The organism is Pseudomonas sp. CGJS7 (assembly GCF_036961695.1).
In genome coordinates, this window is record NZ_JBAMDI010000001.1 from 286,106 (window position 1) to 313,075 (window position 26,970).

General features: G+C 55.3%; 21 protein-coding genes. 17 read left to right on the forward strand and 4 right to left on the reverse strand.

What is annotated here, in order from left to right; translation table 11 throughout:
• Positions 1–83: 83 nt before the first annotated feature.
• Complete coding sequence (gene hpaA / locus V7787_RS01330) at positions 84–989, forward strand: 4-hydroxyphenylacetate catabolism regulatory protein HpaA (RefSeq protein WP_336084997.1); 906 nt, start codon at positions 84–86, stop codon at positions 987–989.
• A gap of 185 nt (positions 990–1,174) precedes the next feature.
• A complete protein-coding gene (hpaR, locus tag V7787_RS01335) occupies positions 1,175–1,597 on the forward strand; it encodes a homoprotocatechuate degradation operon regulator HpaR (protein ID WP_336084999.1) in 423 nt (140 codons plus the stop codon).
• On the opposite strand, the gene V7787_RS01340 is transcribed toward hpaR, so the two are convergent.
• Positions 1,594–2,607: an MsnO8 family LLM class oxidoreductase gene (locus V7787_RS01340; protein ID WP_336085001.1), complete on the reverse strand. Its 1,014-nt coding sequence runs from the start codon at positions 2,605–2,607 to the stop codon at positions 1,594–1,596. The two genes, hpaR and V7787_RS01340, sit on opposite strands and share 4 nt — an antisense overlap.
• 88 nt (positions 2,608–2,695) lie before the next feature.
• Between V7787_RS01340 and V7787_RS01345 the strand changes: the two genes are divergently transcribed.
• A complete protein-coding gene (locus V7787_RS01345) occupies positions 2,696–3,880 on the forward strand; it encodes a Bcr/CflA family multidrug efflux MFS transporter (RefSeq protein WP_336085003.1) in 1,185 nt (394 codons plus the stop codon).
• A gap of 150 nt (positions 3,881–4,030) precedes the next feature.
• On the opposite strand, the gene V7787_RS01350 is transcribed toward V7787_RS01345, so the two are convergent.
• Positions 4,031–5,203, reverse strand: a complete 1,173-nt coding sequence (locus tag V7787_RS01350; RefSeq protein WP_336085005.1) for a phospholipase D family protein — start codon at positions 5,201–5,203, stop codon at positions 4,031–4,033.
• Between the two features lie 582 nt (positions 5,204–5,785).
• On the opposite strand from V7787_RS01350, the gene V7787_RS01355 reads away from it, so the two are divergent.
• The 4 genes from V7787_RS01355 (at position 5,786) to V7787_RS01370 (ending at position 12,430) form a co-directional block, all read left to right on the forward strand.
• Positions 5,786–6,913, forward strand: coding sequence for an efflux RND transporter periplasmic adaptor subunit (locus V7787_RS01355; RefSeq protein WP_336085007.1), 1,128 nt, complete (start codon positions 5,786–5,788; stop codon positions 6,911–6,913).
• A 10-nt stretch (positions 6,914–6,923) separates the two neighbouring features.
• The gene (locus V7787_RS01360) at positions 6,924–10,064 is read left to right on the forward strand and encodes an efflux RND transporter permease subunit (RefSeq protein WP_336085009.1); all 3,141 of its coding nucleotides are present in this window, start codon (positions 6,924–6,926) and stop codon (positions 10,062–10,064) included.
• Positions 10,061–11,476: an efflux transporter outer membrane subunit gene (locus V7787_RS01365; protein WP_336085011.1), complete on the forward strand. Its 1,416-nt coding sequence runs from the start codon at positions 10,061–10,063 to the stop codon at positions 11,474–11,476. The genes V7787_RS01360 and V7787_RS01365 overlap by 4 nt, the downstream gene beginning before the upstream one ends.
• Before the next feature lie 141 nt (positions 11,477–11,617).
• A complete protein-coding gene (locus V7787_RS01370; protein ID WP_336085013.1) occupies positions 11,618–12,430 on the forward strand; it encodes a DUF2971 domain-containing protein in 813 nt (270 codons plus the stop codon).
• 56 nt (positions 12,431–12,486) lie between these two features.
• On the opposite strand, the gene V7787_RS01375 is transcribed toward V7787_RS01370, so the two are convergent.
• Positions 12,487–13,488 carry an LLM class oxidoreductase gene (locus V7787_RS01375; RefSeq protein WP_336085015.1) on the reverse strand — a complete coding sequence of 334 codons (1,002 nt, stop codon included), beginning with the start codon at positions 13,486–13,488 and terminating at the stop codon, positions 12,487–12,489.
• 96 nt (positions 13,489–13,584) lie between these two features.
• On the opposite strand from V7787_RS01375, the gene V7787_RS01380 reads away from it, so the two are divergent.
• On the forward strand, positions 13,585–14,505 hold the full coding sequence (locus V7787_RS01380) for a LysR family transcriptional regulator (RefSeq protein ID WP_336085017.1): 921 nt from the start codon (positions 13,585–13,587) through the stop codon (positions 14,503–14,505).
• A gap of 70 nt (positions 14,506–14,575) precedes the next feature.
• Here V7787_RS01380 and V7787_RS01385 read toward each other — a convergent pair whose 3' ends face one another.
• Positions 14,576–16,309, reverse strand: a complete 1,734-nt coding sequence (locus V7787_RS01385) for a sigma-54 interaction domain-containing protein (protein WP_336085020.1) — start codon at positions 16,307–16,309, stop codon at positions 14,576–14,578.
• A gap of 105 nt (positions 16,310–16,414) precedes the next feature.
• Here V7787_RS01385 and V7787_RS01390 point away from each other — a divergent pair, with 105 nt between their 5' ends.
• From V7787_RS01390 to V7787_RS01430, 9 genes are read left to right on the forward strand one after another with little or no spacing between them, the layout of a single operon-like run.
• Positions 16,415–17,638: a CaiB/BaiF CoA transferase family protein gene (locus V7787_RS01390; RefSeq protein WP_336085022.1), complete on the forward strand. Its 1,224-nt coding sequence runs from the start codon at positions 16,415–16,417 to the stop codon at positions 17,636–17,638.
• Between the two features lie 27 nt (positions 17,639–17,665).
• Positions 17,666–18,445 carry an enoyl-CoA hydratase-related protein gene (locus tag V7787_RS01395; protein ID WP_336085023.1) on the forward strand — a complete coding sequence of 260 codons (780 nt, stop codon included), beginning with the start codon at positions 17,666–17,668 and terminating at the stop codon, positions 18,443–18,445.
• Between the two features lie 29 nt (positions 18,446–18,474).
• Positions 18,475–19,641, forward strand: a complete 1,167-nt coding sequence (locus tag V7787_RS01400) for an acyl-CoA dehydrogenase family protein (RefSeq protein ID WP_336085026.1) — start codon at positions 18,475–18,477, stop codon at positions 19,639–19,641.
• Positions 19,642–19,666: 25 nt separating this feature from the next.
• Positions 19,667–20,539, forward strand: a complete 873-nt coding sequence (locus tag V7787_RS01405; protein WP_336085028.1) for a 3-hydroxyacyl-CoA dehydrogenase family protein — start codon at positions 19,667–19,669, stop codon at positions 20,537–20,539.
• A 3-nt stretch (positions 20,540–20,542) separates the two neighbouring features.
• Entirely contained in the window at positions 20,543–21,190 is a 648-nt protein-coding gene (locus tag V7787_RS01410) for a 3-hydroxyacyl-CoA dehydrogenase family protein (protein WP_336085030.1), read from the forward strand.
• 42 nt (positions 21,191–21,232) lie between these two features.
• A complete protein-coding gene (locus tag V7787_RS01415) occupies positions 21,233–22,345 on the forward strand; it encodes a CaiB/BaiF CoA transferase family protein (RefSeq protein ID WP_336085032.1) in 1,113 nt (370 codons plus the stop codon).
• Positions 22,346–22,359: 14 nt separating this feature from the next.
• The gene (locus tag V7787_RS01420; RefSeq protein ID WP_336085034.1) at positions 22,360–23,358 is read left to right on the forward strand and encodes an NADPH:quinone oxidoreductase family protein; all 999 of its coding nucleotides are present in this window, start codon (positions 22,360–22,362) and stop codon (positions 23,356–23,358) included.
• Between the two features lies 1 nt (position 23,359).
• A complete protein-coding gene (gene paaH, locus V7787_RS01425) occupies positions 23,360–24,871 on the forward strand; it encodes a 3-hydroxyacyl-CoA dehydrogenase PaaH (protein WP_336085036.1) in 1,512 nt (503 codons plus the stop codon).
• 57 nt (positions 24,872–24,928) lie between these two features.
• Positions 24,929–26,629, forward strand: a complete 1,701-nt coding sequence (locus V7787_RS01430; RefSeq protein ID WP_336085038.1) for a class I adenylate-forming enzyme family protein — start codon at positions 24,929–24,931, stop codon at positions 26,627–26,629.
• Positions 26,630–26,970 lie beyond the last annotated feature (341 nt).

Genomic DNA, 26,970 nt, shown 5'->3' on the forward strand with positions numbered 1-26,970 from the left:
GTTCCATCCTGTAGTGTCCGCTTCCCAGCGGGTGCACTATGGGTCATGGTTAACTCGGTCAAACGGCTAGCGAGTAAGCAGTGATGAGCGATCGGCACCCCATCCCGAACATCAACATCGGTCAGGTTTACGACCAGCGATACAGTGACAGCGAGGTGCACTACGACCGGCTCGGTAACCTGGCGGGTTTTTTTGGCCGCAACATGCCCGTCCACCGGCATGACCGGTTCTTCCAAGTGCATTACGTGAAATCGGGCACGGTACGGGTGTATCTGGATGACCAGCAGTTCATCGAGTCGGGGCCGATGTTTTTCCTCACACCGCCGACTGTGCCGCATTCTTTCGTCACCGAATCGGATAGCGACGGGCATGTGTTGACGGTGCGTCAGCAACTGGTTTGGCAGTTGATCGAGGCCGATGCCAGCCTTCTGCCTGCCGGCGTTCAGGCGCGACCTGCCTGCGTGGCACTGGCGAAGGTACCGGCATCCGATCAAGCTGAGGCCAGACGCCTGGAGCGCTGGCTGGAGGCGCTTAGTGATGAGTTCGCAAGCTCTCATCCCGGCCGAGATGCAGCGCTCCAGTCGCTGACCCGGCTGGTTATGATCAGCCTGCTGCGGTTGTGCCCTAACTCGCAGGAGTCCACGACAGCCCGTCATGAAGACCTGAAGATTTTTCACCGTTTCAACGCACTGATCGAAGTGCATTACTTGGAGCATTGGCCCCTGGCGCGCTACGCCCAGCAGATCGGGGTCACTGAGGCGCGTCTCAATGATGTTTGTCGACGGATCGCTGACCTGCCATCCAAGCGCTTGGTGCTGGAGCGACTGATGCAGGAGGCTCGACGATTGCTGTTGTTTTCCGCAAGCTCGGTGAATGAAATCTGCTACCAGCTTGGCTTCAAGGATCCCGCCTACTTCAGCCGTTTTTTCAATCGCTATGCCCAGATCTCGCCTGGTGAGTACCGGCAGCGGCAATCGGAGTTGCAGTGAATTGACCACGTGGGCACACCTGCGGGGCGTTGTAGTTGTTTGTCACTGATGCTCGCAGCTTGCCGACAAGGCTTGAATGGGTTTTCCGTAGATCAGATTGCACTTTCCACAGGGTGGAGGTAGGTTGCTATCGTGCCGCGCGGCGCCTATCTCCATAGCAGTCTCTATCAGCACAGAGCCCAACGATGATCAAGACACAACCCTCGTTGACGTTAAGCCTGCTCCAAGCGAGAGAGGCAGCCATGGCATTTTTCAGGCCTCTTCTTAACGATCACGACCTGACTGAGCAACAATGGCGGGTGATTCGCATCTTGCATCAGGAAGGCGAATTGGAAAGCCATCAGCTCGCGCATTTAGCATGCATCCTAAAACCGAGTATGACGGGAGTTCTTGGGCGCTTGGAGCGTGATGGGATGGTCAGCCGGCGCAAGGCCGCTGAGGATCAGCGGCGAGTACTCGTGACCCTGACTGACAGTGGCCAGGCATGCTTCAGTGCGATGCGTGAAGGTATGGAGGCCAACTACCGCAAGATCCAGGCGCAGCTTGGAGAAGACAAGCTGCAGCAATTGTTAGGGCTATTGAACGACCTCAAGCGCATCGCCCCTTAACGGCACGCGATCAACTCATAGCTGCGCTTACGGTCTTCGAAGCGGTGGGTAACCGTAACGATTCCGATCTCCTTGCAGTCATAATCCCGAGCGAAAGCTTCGATTCTGCTGCGGCAGGTGTGCGCTGACCCGACGACCATTGCGTCGAGTGTCTGCGCATACTCGCAGCGCACCTCCAAACTCATGCGCGAATATCGCTGCTGTACCTGTTCCGGGCTAAGCAATGGCTCACGCGCGCCGTGCCTTGCACTCATCTTGCGATACACCGCCGTGCCAGCGAGAAAGCGCGCCTCTTCGTCCGAATCTGCGCAAACAACTGCTAAAGCCAACAGGCGCGGCGGCGTTTCGTCATTGCCGGCCTGGCGCCATGCCCGAACGTGATGCTCGAAGATGCCTGGAGAGCAGGTGTTGGGTGCAATGAATTGCGCCAGGGCCAGACCCATACCCAGCTGACCTGCAAGATTTGAGCTGCCACCACCAGAGCCGAGCATCCACAGCGAAGGCAGCGTCCCTGCCTCCGGTTGGCAAGTTAGGGAAGCATATGGGTGATCAGCGGGGAACTTGCCACGCAGGAACGCGCAAAGTTCGGCCGCCTGCTGCGGGAAGTGATCGTGCCCGAGGAGTTCGCCTGGCGCCGCCAGCGCGATACTGCTCAGGTGGCTGCCGCCTGGAGCACGACCGATGCCAAGGTCAATGCGCCCGGGGAACAGGCTGCCGAGTAAGGCGAAAGTTTCCGCGACCTTGTAGGCACTGTAATGGCTGAGCATTACGCCGCCGCTGCCCACGCGCATGCGCTGAGTGGCACTAGCGATACGGGTTAGTAGGATTTCTGGAGCGGCTCCAGCGAACTGGATGCTGTTGTGATGCTCGGCCAACCAGTATCGGTGGAAGCCCAAACGATCACAGGCCTGGGCCAGCTCCAGAGAGGCCGCAGGTGCGGTACCTGAGGTGTAGTGCTCGTGCACAGGGGTTTGGTCGATCACGGTAAGGAACAAGGTCAAAAATTCCACGTGGATTTCTAATTAATATATTAACAAATTCGGGCTGGAGCACCTAGAATGTTAAGATATTATCGAATTTGACCTGCGGAGCGTTCGCTTGACCCATCCTAGTCGTCTGATCGTGTTACTGGCTGCGTTAGTGGCGTTTGCCCCGTTGTCCATCGATACCTATCTGCCAAGCCTACCCAGCCTCGCTCAAGACCTAACTGCCGACACGGGTCGCGTGCAGATGACGATCGGCGTTTTCCTCGCCGGGCTGTGTATCGGAATGCTCTTCCATGGCCCTTGTGCCGACCGTTATGGACGCCGGCCAGTCCTTTTATGGGGGATGGTGCTGTACTTAGCCGCAACTATCGGCTGCATGGCGGCGGGAAGCGTGGAGCAACTGATCGCCTGGCGTTTCCTTCAGGGAGTGGGCGGAGCTGCCGCCTCGGTACTGGCGCGAACTATCGTGCGTGACATCTTTCCGCTCAACGAGTCGGCCAGGATCCTTTCGCTGATGCATCTGGTGACCATGCTCGCCACTCTCGTCGCTCCACTCGCTGGGAGCTTCCTGATGTTGCTACACGGCTGGCGAGCAATTTTTGCGGGGCTTTTCTGTTTCGCCGCTATTTGCCTAAGCGCAAGCCTGCTGTTCATTCCCGAAACACATCCTGTCGAAAGACGAGCGGGAACGTTCCGAGCGGCGGTGGCTGCTTATTGGCAGATTGCACGCAACTCTCGAGCCTTGGCGTTAATCCTGTGCATGGGTTTGTCGTTCGGTGGAATGTTTGCGTTCATTACCGCTTCGCCCTATGTCTACATCGTCTACTTCGACGTTTCGCCTCGCGACTACGGATTGCTATTTGCCCTCAACATCGCGGGAGTAATTGTGGTTACCTTGCTGAACGCCCGACTGGTCGGCCGGTATGGCCCTTTGGCAATGCTCGGTGTCGGCGCGGCAATCATCACGGTGGCGGCATTGGGATTGGGCTTTTTGGGGAGCGCAGGAGTTCGGAGCTTGGAGGGCATTGTCCTACTGGTCGTGCTGTACGTCAGTGTCACCGGTCTTATGGGGGCGAATTGCGTTGCCAGTCTTTTGAAGTTATTCCCAGCCAATGCAGGAGCCGCCGCCGGGTTGGCGGTGTCGATGCAGTTCGCAATGGGAGCAGCGTTCAGTGCGCTGGTCGGTGCCTTGGCTGACGGCTCGCCGCGGCCGATGTGCCTAGTCATCGCGGGCGCGGGGATGGGAGCAGCACTGTGTTATGGATGGATCAGGATCAAATCAATGGCTACGCGATAGGCGCGCATACTCCAGTGGTTCTATCTCCGTCCCGAAGCAGTGGCTGGGCGGATAGACGCATCGTCACTCTGAATCCGCATCAGCGCCATGCTATGGATTCGTGTGTCTGAAGGGTCTACCGCTCGCGGAAGCATTTTCTACATGTCCTATTCACACTGCGGCGTAAGGGTTGCGCTCCCTCCAGATAACGGCATCGAGTTCAGCCAGATTTTTAGCGGGATAGGTTTTGGCCCGACTCAGCGCGATGCGGAGCAATCGCGCCGATCGGATGTAGTTGGCTCCCTGGCTTGCACCTCTCACCCTGTCAGCGCCTGTTCCTAGCAGCCAATCGCGGATCGGGGAATTTAGTACAAAGTATCGTTTGGGGAAAAATTGGCAGAGCATCTCAGAGAATAGAGCTCCACGTGTGTTGACCCCAGCGCTGGCAAGACGATCAATCTCAAGCCTGACAACCCTATCCCGCGATATCTCTTTGGCATTGAGCACGCGTACTACGCTGATAGCCAGTTCCTGGAAATTACTGCTCCGTCCCTGACGCTCCCAGCCCGCACCCTGGAAGCGATTGCGATGGCCATGGCACCAGAGACTGTTGAGCTGGTCGTAGAATCTCGCATCGTCGCCGGCCCTCCAGGTTTTTTTATCCGCTGCTGCCCGGAAAGCAGTCTCCAGCTCCGAGCGGAACCTAGCGAACTGACGCATTTGCCCTCGACGTCGAGCTAGCACCTGATCGAGCCTTGAAAGGGATTTCGGATTGGGTAGCTCTAGCTCGAAAACCGCCCCTTCGTCATCCCCATCCTGCCGCCCCTGTCGCTTAGGTTTACTCGGCTGCTTTGCCTCCTGGTAGCCCGCAAGCCAGTTCGAATCGAGTGTCGCGCAATTGTTCGCGAGATTCTCAATCCACTTCTCGGCCGCTCGGAACGTTGTCTTCGAAATACGCGAGTACCCATTGGCCTCGTGATTGGATGAAAACGCTGCTTTGGAGAGATTGGATGAGCCTACGAGTGCGTGGCATGATCCATTCACCTCCCGCCAAAAAACCGCCTTCGGGTGAAAGCCCACGATACCTTCTGCAACGAGGAACTCCTCGTGCCATTTCTCAGGAAGCCACTTGAGCACCTGCTTGCAAGCCGCTATCCGAGTGATTCCAAAGTCTTTGCCGACGATAAAAGTAAAGGTCTCGCACTGCTTGCCTAAATCTTCCTCGATGTCCCAGTGGGTGAGGTAGGCGCTGACTATGTACAGATGGGTTGAGTTGCGGAAGGCGCGGCGGTAGATGTCCGCAAGCTCTGTTTTCGAGCTCTGAGGGAGCAGCAGTAAATCCATTCGGTAACATCCATCCAGAGAAAAGCAGCGGCAGAATTTGCCCAGATGACTTGGAAATGGAGCCACTCCCGGCAAAGTCTTGTGCGCGTAAATGGAACAGCCGCAGACAGCAAAATTGCCGTCTAGAGATGCTGTCATATAGCTATCAATGGTTGCGTGTGCCCTCAGCTTTTGCAAGCTTTCGAGCCCACCTACCTACAGGTTGAGCTGAAAAGGCAGCTACGGCATCGATTTCGTTCAGAAGCAGGGCTATTTCCCTATATTTTGGAATTCAAGGATGAAATGAATGGAATTTCTTGCGATTAATCGTTTTAGCTAGTGCCCGTAGAATCAGCGCCAAGTCAGCGAGCTAGAGCTTCCAACCCGACCCGTTTAACCCGCAGGCGCGGGTGCATTTGAGGCAAGCCGACAGCTGGGGCTTTCCAAGGCCCTGCCTCGAGCTACTGCTCAATCGAGTCTTCTAGCCACACCTCTAATAAAACCACCTTAAACATTCTGTCTAGCGCTACAGCGTCAGGCTCAGTCGCGCCCTGAAAAGGATGCGGCTGTATTGCTGTGGGCTGATGAATCATTGGAGATCAAATGAAGAAACCCATTTTGATTGGGCTTATCTGCGCGCTTCCTGTCGGCGCGCTGTTGCTGGCGGGATGCAAACCGGCAGATACCCATTCGGAGGCTGCTCACGCACTCAAAGTCGGTTACTACGAGGTAACCGAAGCGCCGATCACGCTCACTACAGACCTGCCTGGTCGTACCTCCGCGTACCGTATGGCGGAGGTGCGGCCACAGGTTTCAGGCATTCTCCAACAGCGACTGTTTACAGAAGGCAGCGAGGTCAAACAGGGGCAGCCGTTGTATCAAATTGATCCGCGTACCTACCTTGCTCAACAGATCCGAGCCGAAGCCAATCTCAAGTCTGCACGAAACCTCGCGGAGCGATACGAACGCTTGCTCAAAACTCGAGCGGTAAGTCAGCAGCAATACGACGACGCTGTGGCTGCTTGGCAGCAGGCACAAGCTGATGCAAAGGTTGCACAGATCAAGGTGCAGTACACCAAGGTACTTGCGCCTATTTCAGGCCGGATTGGTCGTTCGTCGATGACAGAGGGGTCACTTGTCACAGACGGCCAAACCTCCGCGTTGGCCGAGGTGAATCAGCTTGATCCGATCTATGTCGACGTCACTCAGTCCATCACACGTATCCTGGCACTCAAGCGAGCACTCAAATCAGGTGATCTCAAGTCTGCCGGTGACGATCGGGCTGAAGTCACCCTGAGACTCGATGATGGAAGCATTTACCCAATCCCGGGCACGCTTAAATTTTCGGAAGTCAGCGTTGATCAGGGAACCGGTTCAGTCACGCTTAGGGCAGTGTTTCCGAACCCTGACCGTGCGCTTTTGCCAGGCATGTTCGTTCACGCCGGGGTGAAAGAAGGAGTCAGGCAGAACGCCATCTTGGTGCCCGAGCAAGCAATCATCCATGACAGCCGCGGCATTGCAACCGCGTGGGTCATTGGTGATGACAACCACGTTCAGCTGCGAGACCTCACGACGGTTCGAACTGTAGGCAATGCATGGTTGGTCGACGCCGGTCTTGAGCCTGGCGATAAGGTCATTACCGAAGGACTTCAGTTCGTCCAGTCTGACTCCATCGTCGACGCCCATCCTGCAAACAACGTTCAGCTGAAAACAGCTCTGAGCGCGAATTAAGGGGGCAACGATGTCACGATTTTTCATAGACCGGCCCATCTTTGCCTGGGTCATCGCGCTGGCAATCATGCTCGCTGGAGTGCTGGCGATTCACAGCCTTCCCGTTAACCAATATCCCAACATCGCCGCACCTGCAGTCCAGATTTCCGTTACTTATCCAGGTGCTTCCGCTCAAACCGTTCAGGACACGGTGATCCAAGTCATTGAGCAGCAACTCAATGGCCTCGATGGACTGCGATACATCAGCTCTAACGCAAACAGTGATGGCAGCGTCGAGATCACTGTCACTTTCGACCAAGGCGTCAATCCAGATATCGCCCAGGTACAGGTGCAAAATAAGCTCCAGCTTGCAACGCCGAACCTCCCGGAGGAGGTTCAGCGCCAAGGCATTCGCGTAGTCAAATTCCAAGCGAATTTCATGCTCTTGGTGAGTATCTACTCCACCGACGGAAAGCTGAGCTATGGCGATCTAGGTAACATCATCGTATCGAGCTTCAAGGATCCGCTGTCTCGAACCCAAGGAGTGGGCGACTTCTTCGTATTCGGCTTTCAAAATGCAATGCGTATCTGGCTGGATCCGGCAAAACTAAATAGCTATCAGCTGATGCCTAGTGACGTAAGCGCGGCGATCGCATCTCAGAACGTTCAGATCTCCTCCGGCTCAATTGGGGGCCTTCCTACTCGCCAAGGTGTTGAGCTGAGCGCCAATGTCATCGGAAAAACACGCCTGCGCAGCGCGGATGAATTCAAGGAGATTTTGGTAAAGGTTCGGCCAGATGGTTCGCAGATTCGCCTAAAGGACTTGGGCGAGGTCGTATTGGGAAGCGAGACCTACTCCTACGACGTCAACTACAACGGCAAACCTGCTGCGGGTATCGCATTGCGCCTCGCGAGCGGGGCTAACATGCTTCAGACAGTGGAGCGGGTGAAACAGACAGTCGATAAGCTGAAGGCAAATTTACCGCCAGGTGTGGAAGTGGTTTATCCCTATGACACCAGTCCATCAGTGAAGGCGTCGATTGAGTCGGTGGTTCATACGCTATTCGAAGCCATCGTTCTGGTATTCCTGGTCATGTTCCTGTTCTTGCAGAACGTGAGAGCGACATTGATCCCCACTCTGGCAGTCCCTGTCGTTCTGCTTGGTACCTTTGGTGTCCTCTACGCCTGCGGCTTCACCATCAACGTGATGACGATGTTCGCAATGGTGCTAGCAATTGGCTTGCTCGTCGACGACGCCATCGTCGTGGTTGAGAACGTTGAGCGGTTGATGCAGGAGGAGCATCTGTCCCCGAAAGAAGCTACCTACAAGTCCATGCAGCAGATATCCGGAGCCTTGATTGGCATCGCATTGGTCATCACTGCAGTGTTTATGCCCATGGCCTTTTTCGGCGGCTCCGCCGGCATCATCTACCGTCAATTCGCCATCACCATCATCACGGCGATGGGATTGTCAGTCCTCATCGCCCTGATTTTCACACCGGCACTGTGCGCGACGATACTCAAGCCTCATGAGGCCAAGAAAGCAACGGGCTTTTTCGCTTGGTTCAATCGCATGTTCGAGCGGAACACCACCCGTTACGAACGCTCGATTACCCGGATTTTGAGCAACCGCAAACGGACTTTTGTTGTGTATGCCATGTTGCTTGTCGGCGTCGCTCTGATGTTCCGGAATCTGCCATCTGCTTTTTTGCCGGACGAAGATCAGGGACTCTTGGTCGTGCAGATCCAGACACCGCCCAACAGCAGCGCTGAACGCACCGAGTCGGTACTGAAGAAGGTGCGGCATTATCTGCTTGAGAAGGAGCAAGCTGGTGTGCTCTCGGCATTCACGATCAGCGGTTACAACTTTGCAGGTCGTGGGCAAAACTCTGCCGTTGTCTGGGTGCGCCTCAAGCCATTTGAGGAAAGAGGGGCGAAGGAGAATTCTGCATTCGCTATCGGACAACGCGTGACGCAGTTTGCACGAACGATATCAGAAGCCAGCATTGTTTCGATCGTGCCCCCTGCCATCATGGAGATGGGGAACGCGACCGGGTTTGATCTTTACCTGCAGGACAATGGCGCCCGAGGGCATAGCGCCCTTATGGCCGCGCGCGATCAGCTAATGAAGCTCGTGGCCAAAGAACCAGCGCTCTCCATCATCCGCCCGAACGGGTTGAATGATGAAGCCCAGTATCAAGTCACGATTGATGACGAAAAGGCGAGGGCGTTGCAGGTCACGATTGAGTCGATCAACGACACCATGTCGGTGGCTTGGGGCTCGAGCTATGTGAATGACTTTATCGACAAGGGCAGGGTGAAACGGGTTTACGTGCAAGGTGAAATGGATGCTCGCATCTCTCCTGAAGACTTTGATAAGTGGTACGTCCGAAATGCGCTAGGACAGATGGTGCCATTTTCGGCGTTCGCCAGTGGTACATGGGTGTATGGCTCTCCAAAGCTAGAACGGTACGCCGGCGTTCCATCGGTAGAGCTCCTCGGAACACCTGCTGAAGGCTACAGTACCGGTGATGCCATGGCCGCAATCGAGCGGATAGCGTCTCAGTTACCCAGTGGCTTCGATGTGGCATGGACTGGTCTGTCCTATGAAGAGCGCGCTGCCGGTTCACAATCCACGATGCTCTACGTGCTTTCTCTGCTCATCGTATTCCTCTGCTTGGCAGCGATGTATGAGAGCTGGACGGTTCCTGTTTCAGTGATGATGGTAGTACCGCTGGGCGTACTGGGTGCGGTGGCTGCGACGTTAGGGCGAGGATTGTCGAATGATGTTTTCTTCCAGGTAGGGATGCTCACCACCATGGGCTTGGCGGCCAAGAACGCCATCCTCATCGTTGAGTTCGCTAAAGAGCTATATGAAAAGCAGGGTCGTACCTTGGTTCAGGCTGCTACTGAGGCAGCTCGCCTGCGCCTGCGTCCGATCATCATGACATCGATTGCCTTCGTCATGGGTACCTTGCCACTGGCTCGCGCTCACGGCCCGGGCAGCGGTAGCCAACACTCCATCGGTACAGCAGTCGTGGGCGGCACGCTGGCCGCAACATTCCTCGCCATCTTCTTCGTGCCACTGTTCTACGTCGTGGTGATGAAACTCATTTCTTCCAGGAAAGCATGCGGAGAGCGCAGCCTGGCCGATATCGGAGTCCAGCAATGAACCGAATGACTTTGATTGCGGCGCTCACCTTGACCTTGGCCGGCTGCAGCATGATTCCTGAATATCGTCGGCCTGATACGACTACCCCGGAGCGCTACCCAACGGGTCTTGCGTATTCTCAGCATGCGTTAGGAGACGCCTCACACATTCAGTGGAAAATGTTTTTCCAGGATCCATACCTTCGACAATTGATTGATCTGGCGCTTACCAACAATCGGGATCTGCGAAAAGCCACATTGAATGTGGCTGCCTATCGCGCCAAATACAGAATTCAAGGTGCAGCTCTATCACCTGAAATCGGAATTGAGGGGGCGACCGGACGCTCTCGTACTCCTGGGTATCTGTCTGAAACCGGAAAACAGCTTACGGCAGGCAGCAACAGTCTGCAGGTCGGATTAGCTAGCTATGAGATGGATCTCTGGGGGCGTGTTCGTAGCCTGGATCGCAATGCGCTCGAAAACTACCTGGCGACAGAGGAGGCCCGGCGTAGCGTGCATATTGGATTGGTGGCTGACGTAGCAGTGGCATACCTTACCTGGCAGACAGATCGCCAGTTGCTTGATATCACTCGCTCAACGCTGAAGAACTACCAGCACAGCCTGGAATTGACTACTGCAGGCAGCCAAGCAGGAACTGCGTCTGATCTTGATGTTCGTCAAGCGAGAACGTTGGTAGATAGCGCGAGAGGGCAGGTGCAGTCCTATGTACGACAGGTTGCCCAAGATAAGAACGCGCTACAGCTTTTGCTCGGCTCGACGGTACCGGCAGAGCAAACTTCCGCTGATCTGGACACCCAGATTCTCGTTCAGATACCTGAGGGTTTGCCAAGCGCATTGCTTCGACAGCGGCCTGACATCCTAGCTGCGGAGCACCGACTCTTGGCAGCTAATGCCAACATCGGTGCCGCCCGAGCAGCCTTCTTCCCAAGCATCACTCTGACAGGCGGAGCAGGTACGGCCAGCAGTCGTCTCAGTGGACTTTTTGATAACGGTTCGGAGAGCTGGAGCTTTGTCCCACAGATTCACATCCCGATCTTCACAGGTGGGCGACTCGAAGCGAGTTTGGACTACGCCAAGATTGCAAAGGAAATCGAAGTGGTGAACTACGAGCAGTCAATCCAGACGGCTTTCCGAGAGGTGGCTGATGGATTGGCAGCTCTGGGTACGTGGGACGAAGAGCTCAGTAGCCAACACGATCTGGTGCAAGCGACCGAAGAGTACACTCAGATGGCTCAACAACGGTACGATGAAGGCGTTGATAACTACCTCACCTTGCTTGACGCTCAACGGCAGCTGCTTTCAGCCCGACAGAAGCTGCTCACTGATCACCTGGCTCAGCTTACGGCCCAGGTTCAGTTGTATAAAGCCTTGGGAGGAGGGTGGGATTCGAGCACTGCAGCGGGCCGAACGTAGCGCAGTAGCAGTGTCAATCCATGACTGTCGAGATTGATAAGTGGGGCATACGCAACAGGGCCTCACCTGTCTTGAACAAGGACAGCAAGCCGTGGCCGCATGCTATCAAATAACCTGTAAGTCGTTTGTAATGGATGAAAAATGATTTATCACTACTGCACCGCTAATGTTTTTTCAAGCATTATCTCCACTCAGGAGGTCTGGCTCACCGATATCACTAAGCTTAATGATGAGACCGAGTACGTAACGGGTTTCGACTTGATTTCGGAGGTTTTGTCGGCGCGAGGGATTAAGAAAAAACTTCTCCGAGACTCAGCCTCGGAGCAGATCTCCTGCACCAGCTGTCAGATATTAGTTGGATGCTTCTCGCAGGAGGGTGACCTGGGAAGCCAGTGGCGTCTGTATGCTGATGACGGAAGGGGTTTATGCATCGGTTTTGATGAAGCTTGTATTTCAAGAAACAATCTTTTCAATCGCTCCACAGCGGCAGGATTTCAGCCTATAAAGTCACACGTAGCGCTTCGATCAGTAGAATATGACCAAGCGGCGTTTATCAGAAAGGTGGAGGACTTAGTAGATACCTTGGAGCATAACAACCCTAAGATTAAGGATATAATGTTGGATATAGGGCTTCGACGTTATGCGGCTATCTATAAAGACCAGTTTTTCAGAGACGAGCGGGAGGTCAGGGCGATGATTGAAATTGATGCTCGTATCGATGACGATTATGAGCTAGGAGTTAGGAAAAATGTCTACAATGAGCAAGCGAACTATCATAAATTGTTGACTTCATACAGAGGGATTAGTGCTATTAAAGAAGTTCTGATTGGCCCTCTTTGCCCCCTGAGCATTGAGCAGGTGCGGGATGAGCTGGCGTCGCACAACTTGAGCGAAGTCGAAGTAACATATTCTTCTGGCCGTGGTCGGTACCGGGCTGCTCCAGCTAAAGCTTGAGATTGAAGTGGCATCAGGTGGTGATTCAACTCACCACCTGATTAAATCCGGCATGCTCATCCATGTGACCGGAAGTGAGGGAGGATCTCTTCCGCCAGCTCCTGGAGTATTTCACGATAAGGCCGGTGACTGACTTTCAGATTCAATGCGAAATGGTTAATGCCTGCTTCTTGGGCTTCATGCAAGTACTCTTTTAGCATGTTCCTACCTGTCCGAATGCCCCCGAAGCTACGGCGCAGCGGTGCATCGGCATTTTCGAAAAGGTCTACAAATGCGCCTATACCTAGGGGCTTGAAGACTGAGCTATCAAACTCAACTAGAGCGCTTCGCCACTCCATCGCTGCGGCTTTCAGTTGATACGGTTCCGGGGCAGAGCGAATCAGACCATCCATATGCTCAGCAATCCACGCAAGCGATTGCTGTGATCTTCCTACCGCCAAGGCTGGTGTACGACCAATAACAGGCTTGGGCACAAGCTCGAATTCTCCGTTAGACCGTCCAAATAGAGGTGACTCAAAGGCAGGAAAGCTTTCCTCTGTGAGTGATCGTAAAACCTCATAGCTTTCTCGGAATCGGCTTCCGCGTGTTTCAAAATCAATACCAAACAACGGATATTCAGCGGGCCTGTCCCCTGAAGATATGCCCATCATCAGGCGACCGTTGGAAAGGTGATCCAAAGAGGTCATTTGCTTTGAGAAAATCAGCGGCTCTCGGAAGGGCAGCACGAAGCCGGTCGTACCTAAGGCGATTCGTTTGGTGATTGCTGCAAGGTAGCCAAGGTAAGGAACAGGATCGAAAATCTGCGCTACATCACCGTAGTGCGGGTCGTAGAATGGAACATCCCTGAGCCAGAGCGCACCGAATCCTAGAGTGTCTGCACGCTGGGCCATTTCGCCGTGATCAGCCATCGTTGGAGCGGGTCTACCAGGATGGGTCTCGAGCGGCATAATCAAGCCGATTGTGAGCTTTCTTTCTTCAAAAAGACGACGATAACCTGGGTGGCCATCCAGGCGTGGAGCTGGTAGATCTAACTCCGCTGGTGCTGCGACTGAGTTCATCATTGCTCTCCATTTCATCAAGAGCTTGAGTGTATTCCTGTAGAATTTGTGAATTAACCCGTTCAAATTCTCTACATTGCTGCCTGGAATTCTAAAATGTCGATGATCACCTTCGACGGGGTAAGGGAGTTCGTCGCGGCGGCCCAAACCTTGAGCTTCACCGCTGCGGCTCATGAGCTAGGAGTAACGAGCTCCGCGGTCGGCAAAAGCGTCACCCGTCTTGAAGCGCGTCTTGGTGTCAAGCTGCTCCACCGGACGACGAGGCGATTGATCCTGACGAATGAGGGAGAGGCGTATCTGTCGAGCTGCCTGCGTGCTATGGAAGAGCTCCTTGAGTCAGAGAACTTTCTAACCACAGGGCATCAGGAGCCCGTCGGACGTTTGCGTATCGACCTTCCTGCGGCATTTGGACGTCGCCACATCCTTCCAACGCTGATCAACCTCACAGTTCGTCATGAAAAGCTTGACCTATCTGTGAGCTTTAGCGAGCGAATTATCGACATAATCAATGAGGGAATCGATCTTGTCGTGAGGATAGGGACGCTCAAGGACGACAGTGAAATCGTTGCAAGAAAGCTCGGTTCACAAAGCTTACTCATCTGTGCCACACCAGAGTATTTGACGCTCCGTGGTACTCCTCACAAGCGGGAGGATCTCCTGACCCATGACTGCATCGTGGGTTGGAAGAACGGCATCCGAAAGACTTGGATGCTTCTGGATAGCGATGGGGTCGCTATTGAGCAGGAGATTCGGGTCAAGCACGAAATGGGCGACGGTGAAATGTTGCTTCAGATGGCGCTAGCGGGAGGAGGGCTAGCCCAGTTGCCGACCTGGCTAGTCCAGGACTACATAGAGCAAGGCACGCTTGTTCCTGTCCTCGAGGAATATTCTGGCGCTGAAATGCCTATCCACGTCATGTGGCCACGTACCCGGTACATTCAACCTAAGGTCAGGATGATCGTGGATGAGCTGCTTGCATTAGCCCAGCGTGATGCCAAGGTTTTCCGACCGGATTGAGGGAGAGCACAAGCCGGCCGGGCTGATCGTAGCGCGGCCGTGAGCTGACCCTAGTGCTCCGACCTTGGGCTCATTCGTGATCCAGATCCGCCAATCGCTTGTACAGGTATGACCTGGAGATCCCAAGCTCCTCAGCGACCCGCTTTTTATTGCCATCATACTTTTTCAGAGCGTCGCGAATCAGGTTCAGCTCGACGTTGTCCATTGTGTCCTTCATCGTCACAGGCGCGGGTTCGAGCGGAGCTCTATGGTCATGATTTTCGTCAGGCAATGCCAGGTGGCTGAAGTCCCGTGGCTCTAGCTCGTGGTGGCTGGCGAAGATGATAGCCTGCTGAATCTCATGGTACAGCTGTCGAACATTCCCGGGCCACGAATGACGCTGCAGTAAAGCCAAAGCCTCAGGACTGATGCTCCGTACACTGGAACCTACTCGTTGCGAGATATGCGTGATGAAATGACGGGTGATTAATGGAATGTCTTCACGACGTTCGCGCAGAGGTGGGATAGTGAGGGTCACCCCATTGATTCGGTAAAAGAGATCTGCCCGATAGTCTTGGCTTTCGATGGCACCTTTTAGATCCCTGTTGGTGGCACTGATCAATCGGAAGTCTACGGTTCGTGCTTTATTGCTGCCAACCCGCTCAAAGCTGCTGCCCTCAAGCACACGCAACAGCTTCACCTGTGCCTCCAGCGGCAGATCGCCGATTTCGTCCAGGAACAAGCTACTACGGTCAGCCAGCTCGAACTTACCTACGCGTCCCTCACGCTTTGCTCCGGTGAATGCTCCCTGGTCGTAGCCAAATAACTCGCTCTCGACCAGCGTGTCAGGCAGTGCGCCACAGTTCACAACCACCATCGGTTTTTCGCTTCGCCGGCTCAAGTTGTGAATTGCGTGTGCTACGAGCTCCTTGCCAGTACCGCTTTCTCCTGCGATGAAGACAGGAACATCGAGGGGAGCGACCTTGCGAATCTGGGCTTTCAGCCGCTGGATGGCATCACTCTCACCGACAATTTCCTCTAAGCCGTAGGTACGGTGCCGTAATCGGGTGAGTTCCGTCTCGTAGTAGTTGACCTCTGCCCGAAGGGATGAAATCTGCCGGCTCAACTCATGGACTTCTTCAGGGGCGCGGAACATCACCCGACCAATCGCCCCGACCACCTCATCCCCCCGGGTTATCGGGATGCGGTTCACGACACGAGATGTGTTTCGCATTTGCTGAACCTGGCCAATCTCCGCTTTTCCGGTACGCACGACCTCCTGCAAGCGCGTGTTCTCGATGACTTCCTGTACCGGCTGGCCGACTGCACCGCCTGGTATAAAGCCAAAGAACCGCTCATGGACAGGACTGATGTACCTCAATATCGCGTCCTTATCGACAACCGTAATCCCTTCATAGGGGTTGGTGATGAAGTGTTTGAGGATGTCGAATGCGATATCGACCGTACTGATGAAGTCGAGCAATGCATGATCAGCGTTCTGCTCGTGAATGATCACCACAGTCTGATCTGCGCGCCTGAGGACGAGCCCGATACGGCTATCTTCCGCACCCAATGACACCATCTGCTTGTGACCCGGTGTGTTCCTCACGAGCTGAGCGAGCTCGGTTTGATGGGAGGGGTTTGCTATCCCAGCGGTACAAAAAAGCACGGCAAATTCGCTATCAAACGCGATCACTTCAAAGCCGGGTTGCATCACTCGCACCTCATATTCTTGTAGGTCAGCACTGTGTCCCCGAGAGACACTGCCTTCAGCTTGGGTGTATTCCGTAAATACAAACTCGGTCAGTTCTGCTGCATCTGTCAATCAAAAATAATCGCGCAGCATCCGTAAATCATTGATGTTTCAGCAGTCCTCGACAAGTGGCACACCGGTTGCATTCCAGACTACAAAAAGCAAAAGGTGAAACCAATGTTAGCCACCAGCCTTCCTACAGGTCACTCGGAAACCACCTTCTCGATTCTCAAAGGGGTGTGCGTGGTAGACCTGACCACGTCGATCGCCGGGCCTTATGCAACAATGCTGTTGTCGGATTTCGGGGCTGATGTCATCAAAGTCGAGCGGCCCACCGGTGATGATGCTCGCTTCTGGGGGCCACCCTTCCTGGATGGCGAATCGCTTTGGTTCCTCAGTGTAAACAGGAACAAACAAAGCATTCGACTCGACTTCAGCAAGCCCTGCGGCCGCACCGTACTCGACGCTCTGCTGGATAAGGCTGATGTGGTGGTGACCAATCAGACACGAGACGTACAGGCAAAGCTTGGGATGTCGCCGGAGCAACTGCGAGCGGGTCGGGAGGGGCTGATTGTTGCCAGCATCACTGGGTTCGGGCTGACCGGCCGCAATGCAAGCAAACCTTGCTACGACCTCATCGCTGAAGGCTACAGCGGGATCATGGATCTGACCGGCCCCTCAGAAGCCTCTCCTCAAAAGGTTGGCGCTCCCGCAGCTGACATGCTTGCAGGAAGCGATACTGCCATGGCGGTTTTAGCGGCCCTCTACCGCCGGCAGCAAACAGGGCAGGGTGCCACAGTCGATATCGCTTTGACTGAAAGTATGGTGCGTTTCACTTCGCCGCGAATCATCCCTTACCTTGGGTCTGGCGAAGTGTCACGCAGAACCGGCGGCCGCGACAGTGTCATCGCTGTGTATCAGACATTCGAGACAGCCGACGAGCCGCTCACACTCAGCTTGGGAACCGACCGGATCTGGCAGCGCTTCTGGAATCTGGTTGAACGACCAGAAATCGGAGTTGATCCGTCTCTCGCCAGCAATGCCCAGCGACGAGTGCGAAGAGAGGAAATTGTCGCGGGGATTCAAGACATCCTGCTGCACAAGCCCCGAGCTGAGTGGCTGGAGCTGTTTGCGGCAGCCGGCGTGCCCGCCGGCCCCATTTACCGGGTCGACGAGGTCACGGAGGATGCGCACTTCCACGACCGTGGCCTGTTTTTCCAAATTCCTCGAAACGGAGAGGCATTGCCCCAGGTTAGCCTGGGGATTCACCTCGATGGGAAAGCTGCGGGCTACCGTAGTGCCCCACCTCGACTGGGCGAGCATACTCAACAAGTTCTGGGCGATCTGCTGGGTTATACATCCGAGCAGATTGAGCTGCTGCGAAATGAAGAAGTCATCTGACTGCCAATTCACCTAAGGATAACTGCCATGCATTACGAAACCATCTTGTACAAAGAAGACGGCCCGGTTGGCACCTTGACGCTGAACCGTCCTGAAGACGGCAACATGTTTACCAAGACCATGTGCCTCGAGATTCGCGACTGCATCGAGTCTATTCGTACCGAGACCCGCACCCGTGTGCTGGTGATCACCGGTGCCGGAGATCGCTTCTTCTGCACAGGGGGACGCAAGGATGGAATGGAGGATTCTTTGCTGTACGCAGGCGTGCTGCCAACGCTCGAAATGTATGACGCCATCGAGCGTCTTCAGAAACCCGTGATTGCAAGTATCAATGGGTACGCCGTGGGTGGGGGCAATGTGCTGCAAGTCGTGTGTGATCTGTCGATCGCCAAAGAAAGCGCGGTGTTCCGTCAGGTGGGCCCTATGGTGGGGAGCTTCGACGCTGGTTACGGCACATGGTACCTGGAAGATCTTGTAGGCAAGCGTCGGGCGAAAGAAATGTGGTTCCTGAACGACAAGCTCAGCGCTCAGCAAGCTTTGGAATATGGGCTTATCAACAAGGTGGTTCCGGACGACGAACTGGAGTCCGCGACTCGTGAAATGGCATTGGCTGTAGCTGAACGGGGTGCGTTCGCGTTGGCTTCCTTGAAGGCGGCGTTTACCGCACGTCACAACGGCGTAGCTGGACTCGCGCGCGTTTCGCATGACCTGCTTCTTCGACCCTACCTGGATTCCCAAGAAGCGCACGAGCTTAAGGATGCTTTCGCAGAGCGCCGCAAGCCTGATGCCAACAAATTCGGGCATTGATCCCATTTCAAGCACCACCGGAGACACCCATGAATGTGATCGAGCGGCTTGATAGTCAATTGGGTCTCAACCCTGAAGAGGCCATGCTCCTGGAGTCTGTCAGAGCGCTGGCCAAGAATGAAATTGCTCCCCGTGCCGCTCATTATGATGAGACCAAGGAATTCCCTTGGGCAAACGTTGAAGCAATCAATCGTCTGGGTCTGAATGCGATGTTCATTCCCGAGCAATACGGGGGAGCAGGCCTGTCGTATCTGGTTTACCTGGCATGCGTTCGCGAAATCAGCTCGGCATGCGCCAGCACAGGCATCATCTGGGCCACCAATTATCACGCGATTAAGCCCATTATCGAGTTCGGAACCGATGAGCAACAAGAACGGCTGCTGCCCGTAATTGCCAATGGCGGTCTCGGTGCACTGGTCATCACCGAACCCGATGCTGGTTCGGATGCAACCGGGATGAGAACCAGTTTCCGGGAGGACGGTGACCATATTGTCGTCAGCGGCAGCAAGACGTTCATTACCAACGGCGATGTCGCGGATTTGTACTTGGTGTTCGGGAAATGGGCCGGAGTAGAGGACGCCAAGCAGGCGATTTCATGTGTTGTCATAGAAAAAGGCACTCCAGGCCTGAGCGTAGCTCGACTGGAGGACAAGCTTGGTCATCGTGCCTCCAGCACCGCCACGTTGAATTTCGACCAATGCCGCATCCCTCGTCGGAATCTGATACGCGGCCCTGGCGAAGGCTTGCGAATGCTGATTGGTTCCTTAAATAAGTCTCGCCCGAGCATCGGCGCTCATTCGTTGGGCATAGCCCGAGCCGCCTTCAACGACGCGGTCGCGTATATCAACGGTCGGCGCCAGTCTTCTCGGCGCATCATCGAGTTTCAGGGAATCCAGTTCCTACTTGCGGATCTGGCCTCCGAGCTGGCGCTCTGCGAAGGGTGGCTGCTCAATGTGGCTCGCCTGGTCGACAGTGGTGAAACGGACATCGGTGTTGAGGCTTCCATTTTGAAGCTCAGGGCTTCTGACCTGGCCATGCGGATGGCTACCGAGGCTATTCAGTTGCACGGTGGCTATGGCTACTGCAAAGAGTACCGAGTCGAACGCCTATTCAGGGATGCGAAGATCGAGCAGATCTGGGAAGGCACCAACCAGATTCACCGGCAAATCATCGGCCGCAGTTTCGTCGAACGTTAACTGCTCACAGCAAAGGAAAAGACCAATGTCCAAGTTATCCATCTGCGTGGCAGGCTGTGGAACCATGGGTACCGGCATAGCAATCGTTGCCGCTCGCGGGGGTGCCAACACCGTGCTTTTTGACGTCGCGCGGGATCGCCTTGAAGCGGCACGCCAGCAAATGGCGAACTTCTTCGAGAAGTCGGTAGCGCGCGGCAAGCTAGCCCCTGAGCAGGTCGAAGAGATCATGGGGCGAGTTAGCTTGGCAACTGATCCCGCCGAGGTTAGTGACTGTGATCTTGTCATAGAGGCCGTTTTTGAAGACCTGAAGGTGAAGGGCGCCCTGTTCCAACGGTTGAACGAACATTGCTCCCCATCAACTCTGTTCGCGTCCAACACCTCGACTTTGTCGATCACCGAAATTGCAGCGGTCAGCGGACGCCCAGATCGCTTTGTGGGCATGCATTTCTGCCTCCCAGCGCAGCTAATGAAGCTGGTCGAAATGTCCCCTGGGCTGGAGACCACCGATGAGACCTTTGATCGCGCTTGGTCGATCTGTGAAGGGTTAGGACAACAGCCGGTTAAAACGCTAGATCAACCAGGCTTCATCCTTAATTGCTTCCTGGTGCCATTCAACAACGACGCGATCCGTCTGGTAGAGCAGGGTGTGGCAGAACCGGCAGAAATCGACAAGGCCATCAAAGGTGCCTTGGGATATGCGATGGGGCCAATGGAGCTGCTGGATCTGGTAGGGCTTGATACCCAGGTACTGCTCTGTGAGGCGTTACATGGCGTGACCCATGAACCTCGGGCGGCCTGTCCTCCCTTGCTCCGCAGGATGGTGGCAGCCAAGCGCTTAGGGCGTAAAACCCAACGCGGCTTCCTTGAGTATGACTCCAACAAAATTTACGGGAGCTGATCGATGAACTGCATGATTCTGACTGCTGGCGCCAGCCGCTCATTTCCGACTTCGCATTCGTTGATCGAAGCGCATGATCCTAACTCCAACTCGCTCATGATCAACGGCAAAGATTCGGGCCGCGCATTCGCCGAGCTCACCGATATCCAGCGATTCAAGCTGATCCTCATTGAACTCGAAGACGAGTGCTTAGGTGTGCACACAGGTGAGCAGCGCGGCACCGAAGGAAGCAATGTCTTGGGCTTCGCGAGGTTCCGCTTGGGGCACGCAGATCCTACTCCATTAGTTGAAATTGTGCGCCAACCCAACAGCGCGGCTGAGGCGGTTGCGCTGGCTCAAAATCTGTTCCAGTCGCATGGTCTCAAGACAGCCGTCTGCGCGGACTTCCCTGGTCGCATCGTCAACCGGTTGGTTCGACCTTACTACAACGCTGCTCTAGCCAAGCTGGATGCGGGGTTAGCGACGGCGAACGATCTCGACCTCACTCTTCGTCTGGGGTTGGGGTACCCAGAGGGCCCGATCGAGCTGCTGGAGCGAACCGGCCTCGCGGAGCATTGCGTCACCACCGAGTCGCTGTACCGAGCGTTGGGCGACCCGGCTTATGCGCCAGCACGCCGAGCTCAGGTGGCGTTGGCGATATCTAAAAAATAATCCTGGCTGCTTCACCGAAAACTCCAATAAGAGGTGAACCCTATGCAACCTTTGGAAGGACTTTTGGTTCTGGATTTCAGCACATTGCTGCCCGGGCCTATGGCTAGCCTGATCTTGGCGGATGCCGGCGCACGAGTTGTCAAACTTGAGAAGCCGGAACGTGGCGACGAGATGCGTTCCTATGAGCCAAAGCTCGGCGAAGACAGCGTGAACTTCGCGCTGCTCAACCGTGGGAAACAGTCGATCGCTATCGACTTGAAAGCACCTGACGCTGTGCAAAGGCTCAAACCGCTGATTGAGCGTGCGGATGTCCTCATCGAACAATTCCGTCCAGGCGTCATGGAGAGGCTCGGACTGGGCTATGAGTCGGTACGGCGTATCAATCCAAAATTGGTGTATTGCTCAATCACCGGCTGGGGCCAAACGGGCCCCAAAGCCAAGAGTGCAGGACATGACCTCAACTACATGGCGGAGACCGGACTACTGGGTCTGACAGGGGCTGGTGGCAAGCCAGTTCTACCCCAAGTCTTGGCGGCTGACATCGGTGGGGGCGCCTATCCCGCGGTCATGAACATCATGTTCGCTTTGACTCAGCGAGACCGCACGGGCCTTGGTTGCTACCTTGACGTAGCAATGGCAGACAACCTCTACACGTTTATGTATTGGGGGCTCGGAAATGGCTTTGCATCAGACCGCTGGCCTGGAATGAGCGACGAGGTAGTAACTGGCGGGTCACCTCGATATCAAATCTACCCCACTGCGGATGGTCGTTTCTTGGCGGCTGCGCCGTTGGAATCCAAATTTTGGGAGCTCTTCTGCGACCTGATTGACCTACCTCAAGCAATGCGCTCGGAGCAAGCGCCCGCCGAGGAAGTCAAGGCAGCAGTCGGTGAGAGGGTGGAGCGTCATACCTCTCTGCATTGGCGAGCAGTCTTCGAGGGCCAAGATGTCTGCTGCTCGATTGTCGCAACCTTGGAAGAGGGTGTGCGTGATGCGCAAGTTGCAGCCCGTCGTTTGTTCGAACGTCAAGTCGACGCTGGCGGACGCAGAGTGCCTGCGTTGCCAAGCCCCGTTGCACCGCTGTTTCGCTCGGCCCAGGTCTGCGCCAACGCTCCTCGGCTCAACGAAACCCAAGATCCCCTATTGCTGATCTGATTGGAGACGATCCCATGCGTAGTTATCGAGTGCACGAACATGGCGAGCCTCACACTCTCCAAATCGATGAGCTTCCTCCGCTGCAGCCAGACGCAGGCGAGATAGTTGTGGATGTGAAAGCCGCTGGGATCAATTTCCCAGATGTGCTGGTGATATCCGGCGAATACCAGCTGTTGCCGCCTCGCCCTTTTACGCCTGGGAAAGATTTTGCTGGGGTTGTCAGTGCAGTCGGTGCCGGTGTCGAAGGGTACGCAATAGGTGACCGGATCATGTCCCAGGTCGAATGGGGAGCACTGGCAGAGCAAGCGATTACTACTCCGGCTCAGAGCTTCCATTTGCCGGATGGCCTTGAGTACGCGGAAGCCGCAGCAATGGGATTGGTTTACCAGACAGCCTACTTTGCACTGGTGGAGCGCGGGCGAGTTAATGCTGGCGATGTCGTCCTGGTGGGCGGTGCTGCGGGTGGAATCGGCCTTGCCTCAGTTCAGATCGCAAAAGGCCTTGGCGCTACTGTGCTTGCAGGTGTGCGTAGCGATGTGGAAGCACGGGTCGCTTTAGAGTCGGGGGCAGATCACATCATCGACCTGTCCGGAGGAGATCTCATAGAGCGGATTCGCGAGCAGGTTTACTCGGTAACAGATGGCCAAGGCGCTGATGTCGTCATTGATCCACTGGGCGGCCAATTCTTCACTGGTGCCCTACGTGCAACAGCGTGGTGTGGGCGCATCGTCGTCATCGGCTTTGCGGCCGGTGAAATCCCCACGCTTAAAGTGAATTACCTGCTTCTGAAGAATATCGGCGTCTGCGGACTGCAGTGGAGCGACTACCGCAATCGGACGCCGGAAAAAGTGGAGGCGGCTCAGGCGGCGCTGTTGCAGCTCTGGCGAGAGGGGGCGGTGAAGCCTCGCATCATGCGTTTGTTCAACTTTGAGTCAGCCAGTGAAGCCCTCGCTATGGTCAAGGCCGGGCAGGTTCATGGTAAGGCGGTAGTCTCTATGGAACGAGGAGCGTGATATGAACGCATTGTCTCAATCGGTTCCCGTTGCGGTAATCGGAGTAGGTGCAATGGGCAGCGGCATCGCCCAGGTTGCAGCAACGGCGGGGCATACTGTCTGGCTATTTGATGCCCGAGAGGGAGCAGCCGCCAAGAGTCGCGACCAAATAAGGGCCGTGTTCTCCAGGCTGGTTGAAAAAGGGCGCATGAGTCCTGAGCGAGCCATCGCAGCTGGTGACTCATTGCGTGTGGCGAGCTCACTGACAGATATCGCTGAAGCAGGGCTGGTGGTTGAAGCGATCGTTGAAGATCTCAAGGCTAAACAACAGCTTTTTGCCCAACTCGAAGAGGTGGTAGCGCCAACCGCCATATTGGCTACAAATACTTCTTCTGTGTCTGTCACAGCCATCGCCGCTCATTTGTCCCGTCCAGAGCGTCTGGCGGGGCTGCATTTCTTCAACCCGGCGCCGCTGATGGCGCTGGTGGAAATCGTATCTGGTTTGGCAACTGCCGAGCAGGTAGCTCAAACGCTTTATCAAACCGCTAGCGCGTGGGGCAAGAAACCCGTGTACACCCGTTCCACCCCGGGGTTCATCGTTAATCGTGTCGCACGCCCTTTCTATGCTGAGGGGTTGCGCTTGCTCGAGGAGGGAGTTGCCACCGCACCTACCCTTGATGCATTGATTCGCGAGGGCGGAGGCTTCCCAATGGGGCCTTTTGAGCTGATGGATCTGATCGGTCATGACGTGAATTACGCTGTGACTTGCTCGGTGTTCAATGCTTACTTCCAAGACCCACGGTTCAAGCCCTCATTGACACAGCAAGAATTGGTGCTCGCTGGCCACCTGGGCCGAAAAGCTGGACGAGGCTTTTACCAGTATGGCCCAGCATCAGAGCCGCCCGCCGCCGCAGAGCAAGTTCATCAAGCTTCTCCATCAATCGTGATAATCGAAGGGGATCTTGGCCCGGCGCATGCCTTGATGGAAACCGCGGCCGAGGGGATAGCTGTGGAGCGCCGCCCGGGCAGCGGGGTTTTACGAATGGAAGGCTGCACGCTCGCCATGAGTGACGGTCGCTCTGCGACTGTTCGGAGTAGTCAGGAAAGCTATCCCGACCTGGTGCTGTTCGATCTTGCTTTGAATTACCAACAGCCTGGGCGATTGGCTATTGCCAAAGCAGACCAAACATCCGACGAGGCTTTGAAAATCGCGACGGGTTTGCTGCAGGCGTTGGGCTGGCGTGTCAGCGTGGTCGATGACAGCCCAGGATTAGTCGTGCTTCGCACGGTTGCGATGTTGGCAAACGAAGCAGCAGATGCCGCGATGCAATCAGTAGCGAGTACCGACGACATCGACGCTGCCATGCGTTACGGCGTGAACTATCCACTAGGCCCGTTGGAATGGGCTGATCGGTTGGGTGTGAGCTTTCTCCATCAGGTGCTCAGCAACCTCCAGCAGCACTATCAGGAGGATCGTTATCGTCCCTCAGCCCTTATGGGTCGCCTGGCTACTGGTGGGCGCGGATTCCACTGAAATCTCAGAACCTGTCCAGTACAGACCTCATGATAAAAAAATAAGATTGGAGGCAGTATGCGCTCGACTTTGATGACCCTACACGACCCGGCAATTGCTAAAGATTTCTATGCCCGCGGCTTATGGCAAGACGCGACGTTGTACACGATGGCGCGTCGTCACGCTGCCTCACACCCAGCACGGTTTGCATTCCGAGATCGTCAGCATCGTCTGACCTGGGAGCAGCTGGTTGATTGGGCTGATAGCGTAGCAGCGGGGCTCCATGAAGCTGGTTTACGAAGTGGTGACCGCGTTGCAGGGTGGATGCCAAGCCGTGTTGAGTGCGTGGTGTTACTACTAGCCTGCTCGCGTAACGGTTACGTGTCCATGCAGTCACTTCATCAAAACCACACCGTTGACGAAATTTACACGCTGCTAGAGCGCTGTGGGGCGTGTGCTTTCGTTGGTCAGCCAGGATATGGAGCTGATGCCGGCACCAAGGATATTTTTGCTCGGCTTCAGGATCTGAATGGCTTCTGTCGTGCGTATGCAGTGGCCCCTCCTGACATCTCCCAGTTCCAGCTGCCTGAAGGTGCCGAGGTGTTTCCAAGGGCCAAGGTAGTCAAATCGCTGCCACCCGCAGACGAGAATCCAGACAAGATTGTCTACATTGCGCTTACTTCCGGCACGACCGGCCATCCTAAAGCTTTGATGCATAGCGATAACACGTTGCTGGCTAATGGCCGAGCACTCGTCACCGATTGGAGCATGACACGCGAGAATGTCATCTATTGCCTTGGCCCCTTGAGTCACCACATCGCCACGGTAGGATTCGAGCAGTGTTTTGTGACTGGGTGCGAAATGGTCGTCAACGATCAGCCTAAAGGTGCGTCGCCCATCGACCGGATTTTGGAAACCAGTGCCGATTACATTATGGGTGTACCCACCCATGCGATCGATCTCCTCCAAGAGCTTCGTCAGCGTGGTTTGGAAAGGTTAGGGCGCGTCAAAATGTTCTACATGGCGGGCGCCGCCATTCCTGAAGAGCTAGCAAGGCGCCTGGTAGCACTGGGGATCGTGCCTCAGAACATCTACGGGATGAGTGAGAACGGCTCTCACAACTCCACAATTCCAAGCGACAGTATCGAGACGCTTACCCGCACAGTAGGCAAGCCGGTGGGCCGAAAGAACCCTGCCTATGAGGTCAAAATTTGGAAGGCCGAAGATCGCGATACTGAAGCCGCACAAGGGGAGGTTGGTGAAATCGGTGGTCGTGGCGCGACGCTGATGCTCGGTTATTTTGGTAATCATGCCTCCACTCAAGCGTCATTCAACCGTGAGGGCTGGTTCATGAGCGGAGACCTGGGAAGGATCGATGCCGAGGGTAACCTCGAGATTGTTGGTCGCTCGAAAGACCTCATCATCCGAGGCGGGCATAACATCTATCCGGCGGAAATCGAGAACCTGGCCCTACGTCATCCTGGCATTGCAAAAGTGGCAGCATTCCCCGTCGCAGATCAGCGACTAGGAGAAAAGGTGTGCCTGGCCATCATCCCTGTACCAGGCGCTACCCCGAGCAGCGATGAGATCCTTCTCCATTTGAACGAGGTCGGCCTATCGCGCTATGACATGCCCGAGTATTTCCTCTGCTTGGAGGCTTTTCCTATGACGGCTAGCGGCAAGATTCTTAAAAGAGAGCTCACTGAGCAGGTGAAAGACGGTCATCTGAAGCCAGCAGCGATCTGTTGGGGAGCGACAAGTGAGGCAAAGCGCGCGTGAAGATTGGATGGGCCACGATCGCCGTCATGCGCCCTAGCGAAGGGCACATCACGTCGGCATAGCGTATTTCTGAAGGGTGCAGCGCAACGCGCGGATTGACGACTGCCAGTCAACTTACTTGCGATAGAGACCCTATATATTTAATTAATCGCGCTCATTAGTATCTAATTGCCACCCAACGCGATGAGCATCCTATCGGCGTAGCGAGAAGATCCTCGAGCTTGTATCCAAGGTATAAGGAGGAATTTCACCACTCATGAATCCAGGTGTGGAACGCCTGCGGATTCGGAGCGGTTCGGCAATAGATGGGTCTTAGGCAAGGAGCCCGATTTGGCTCATGG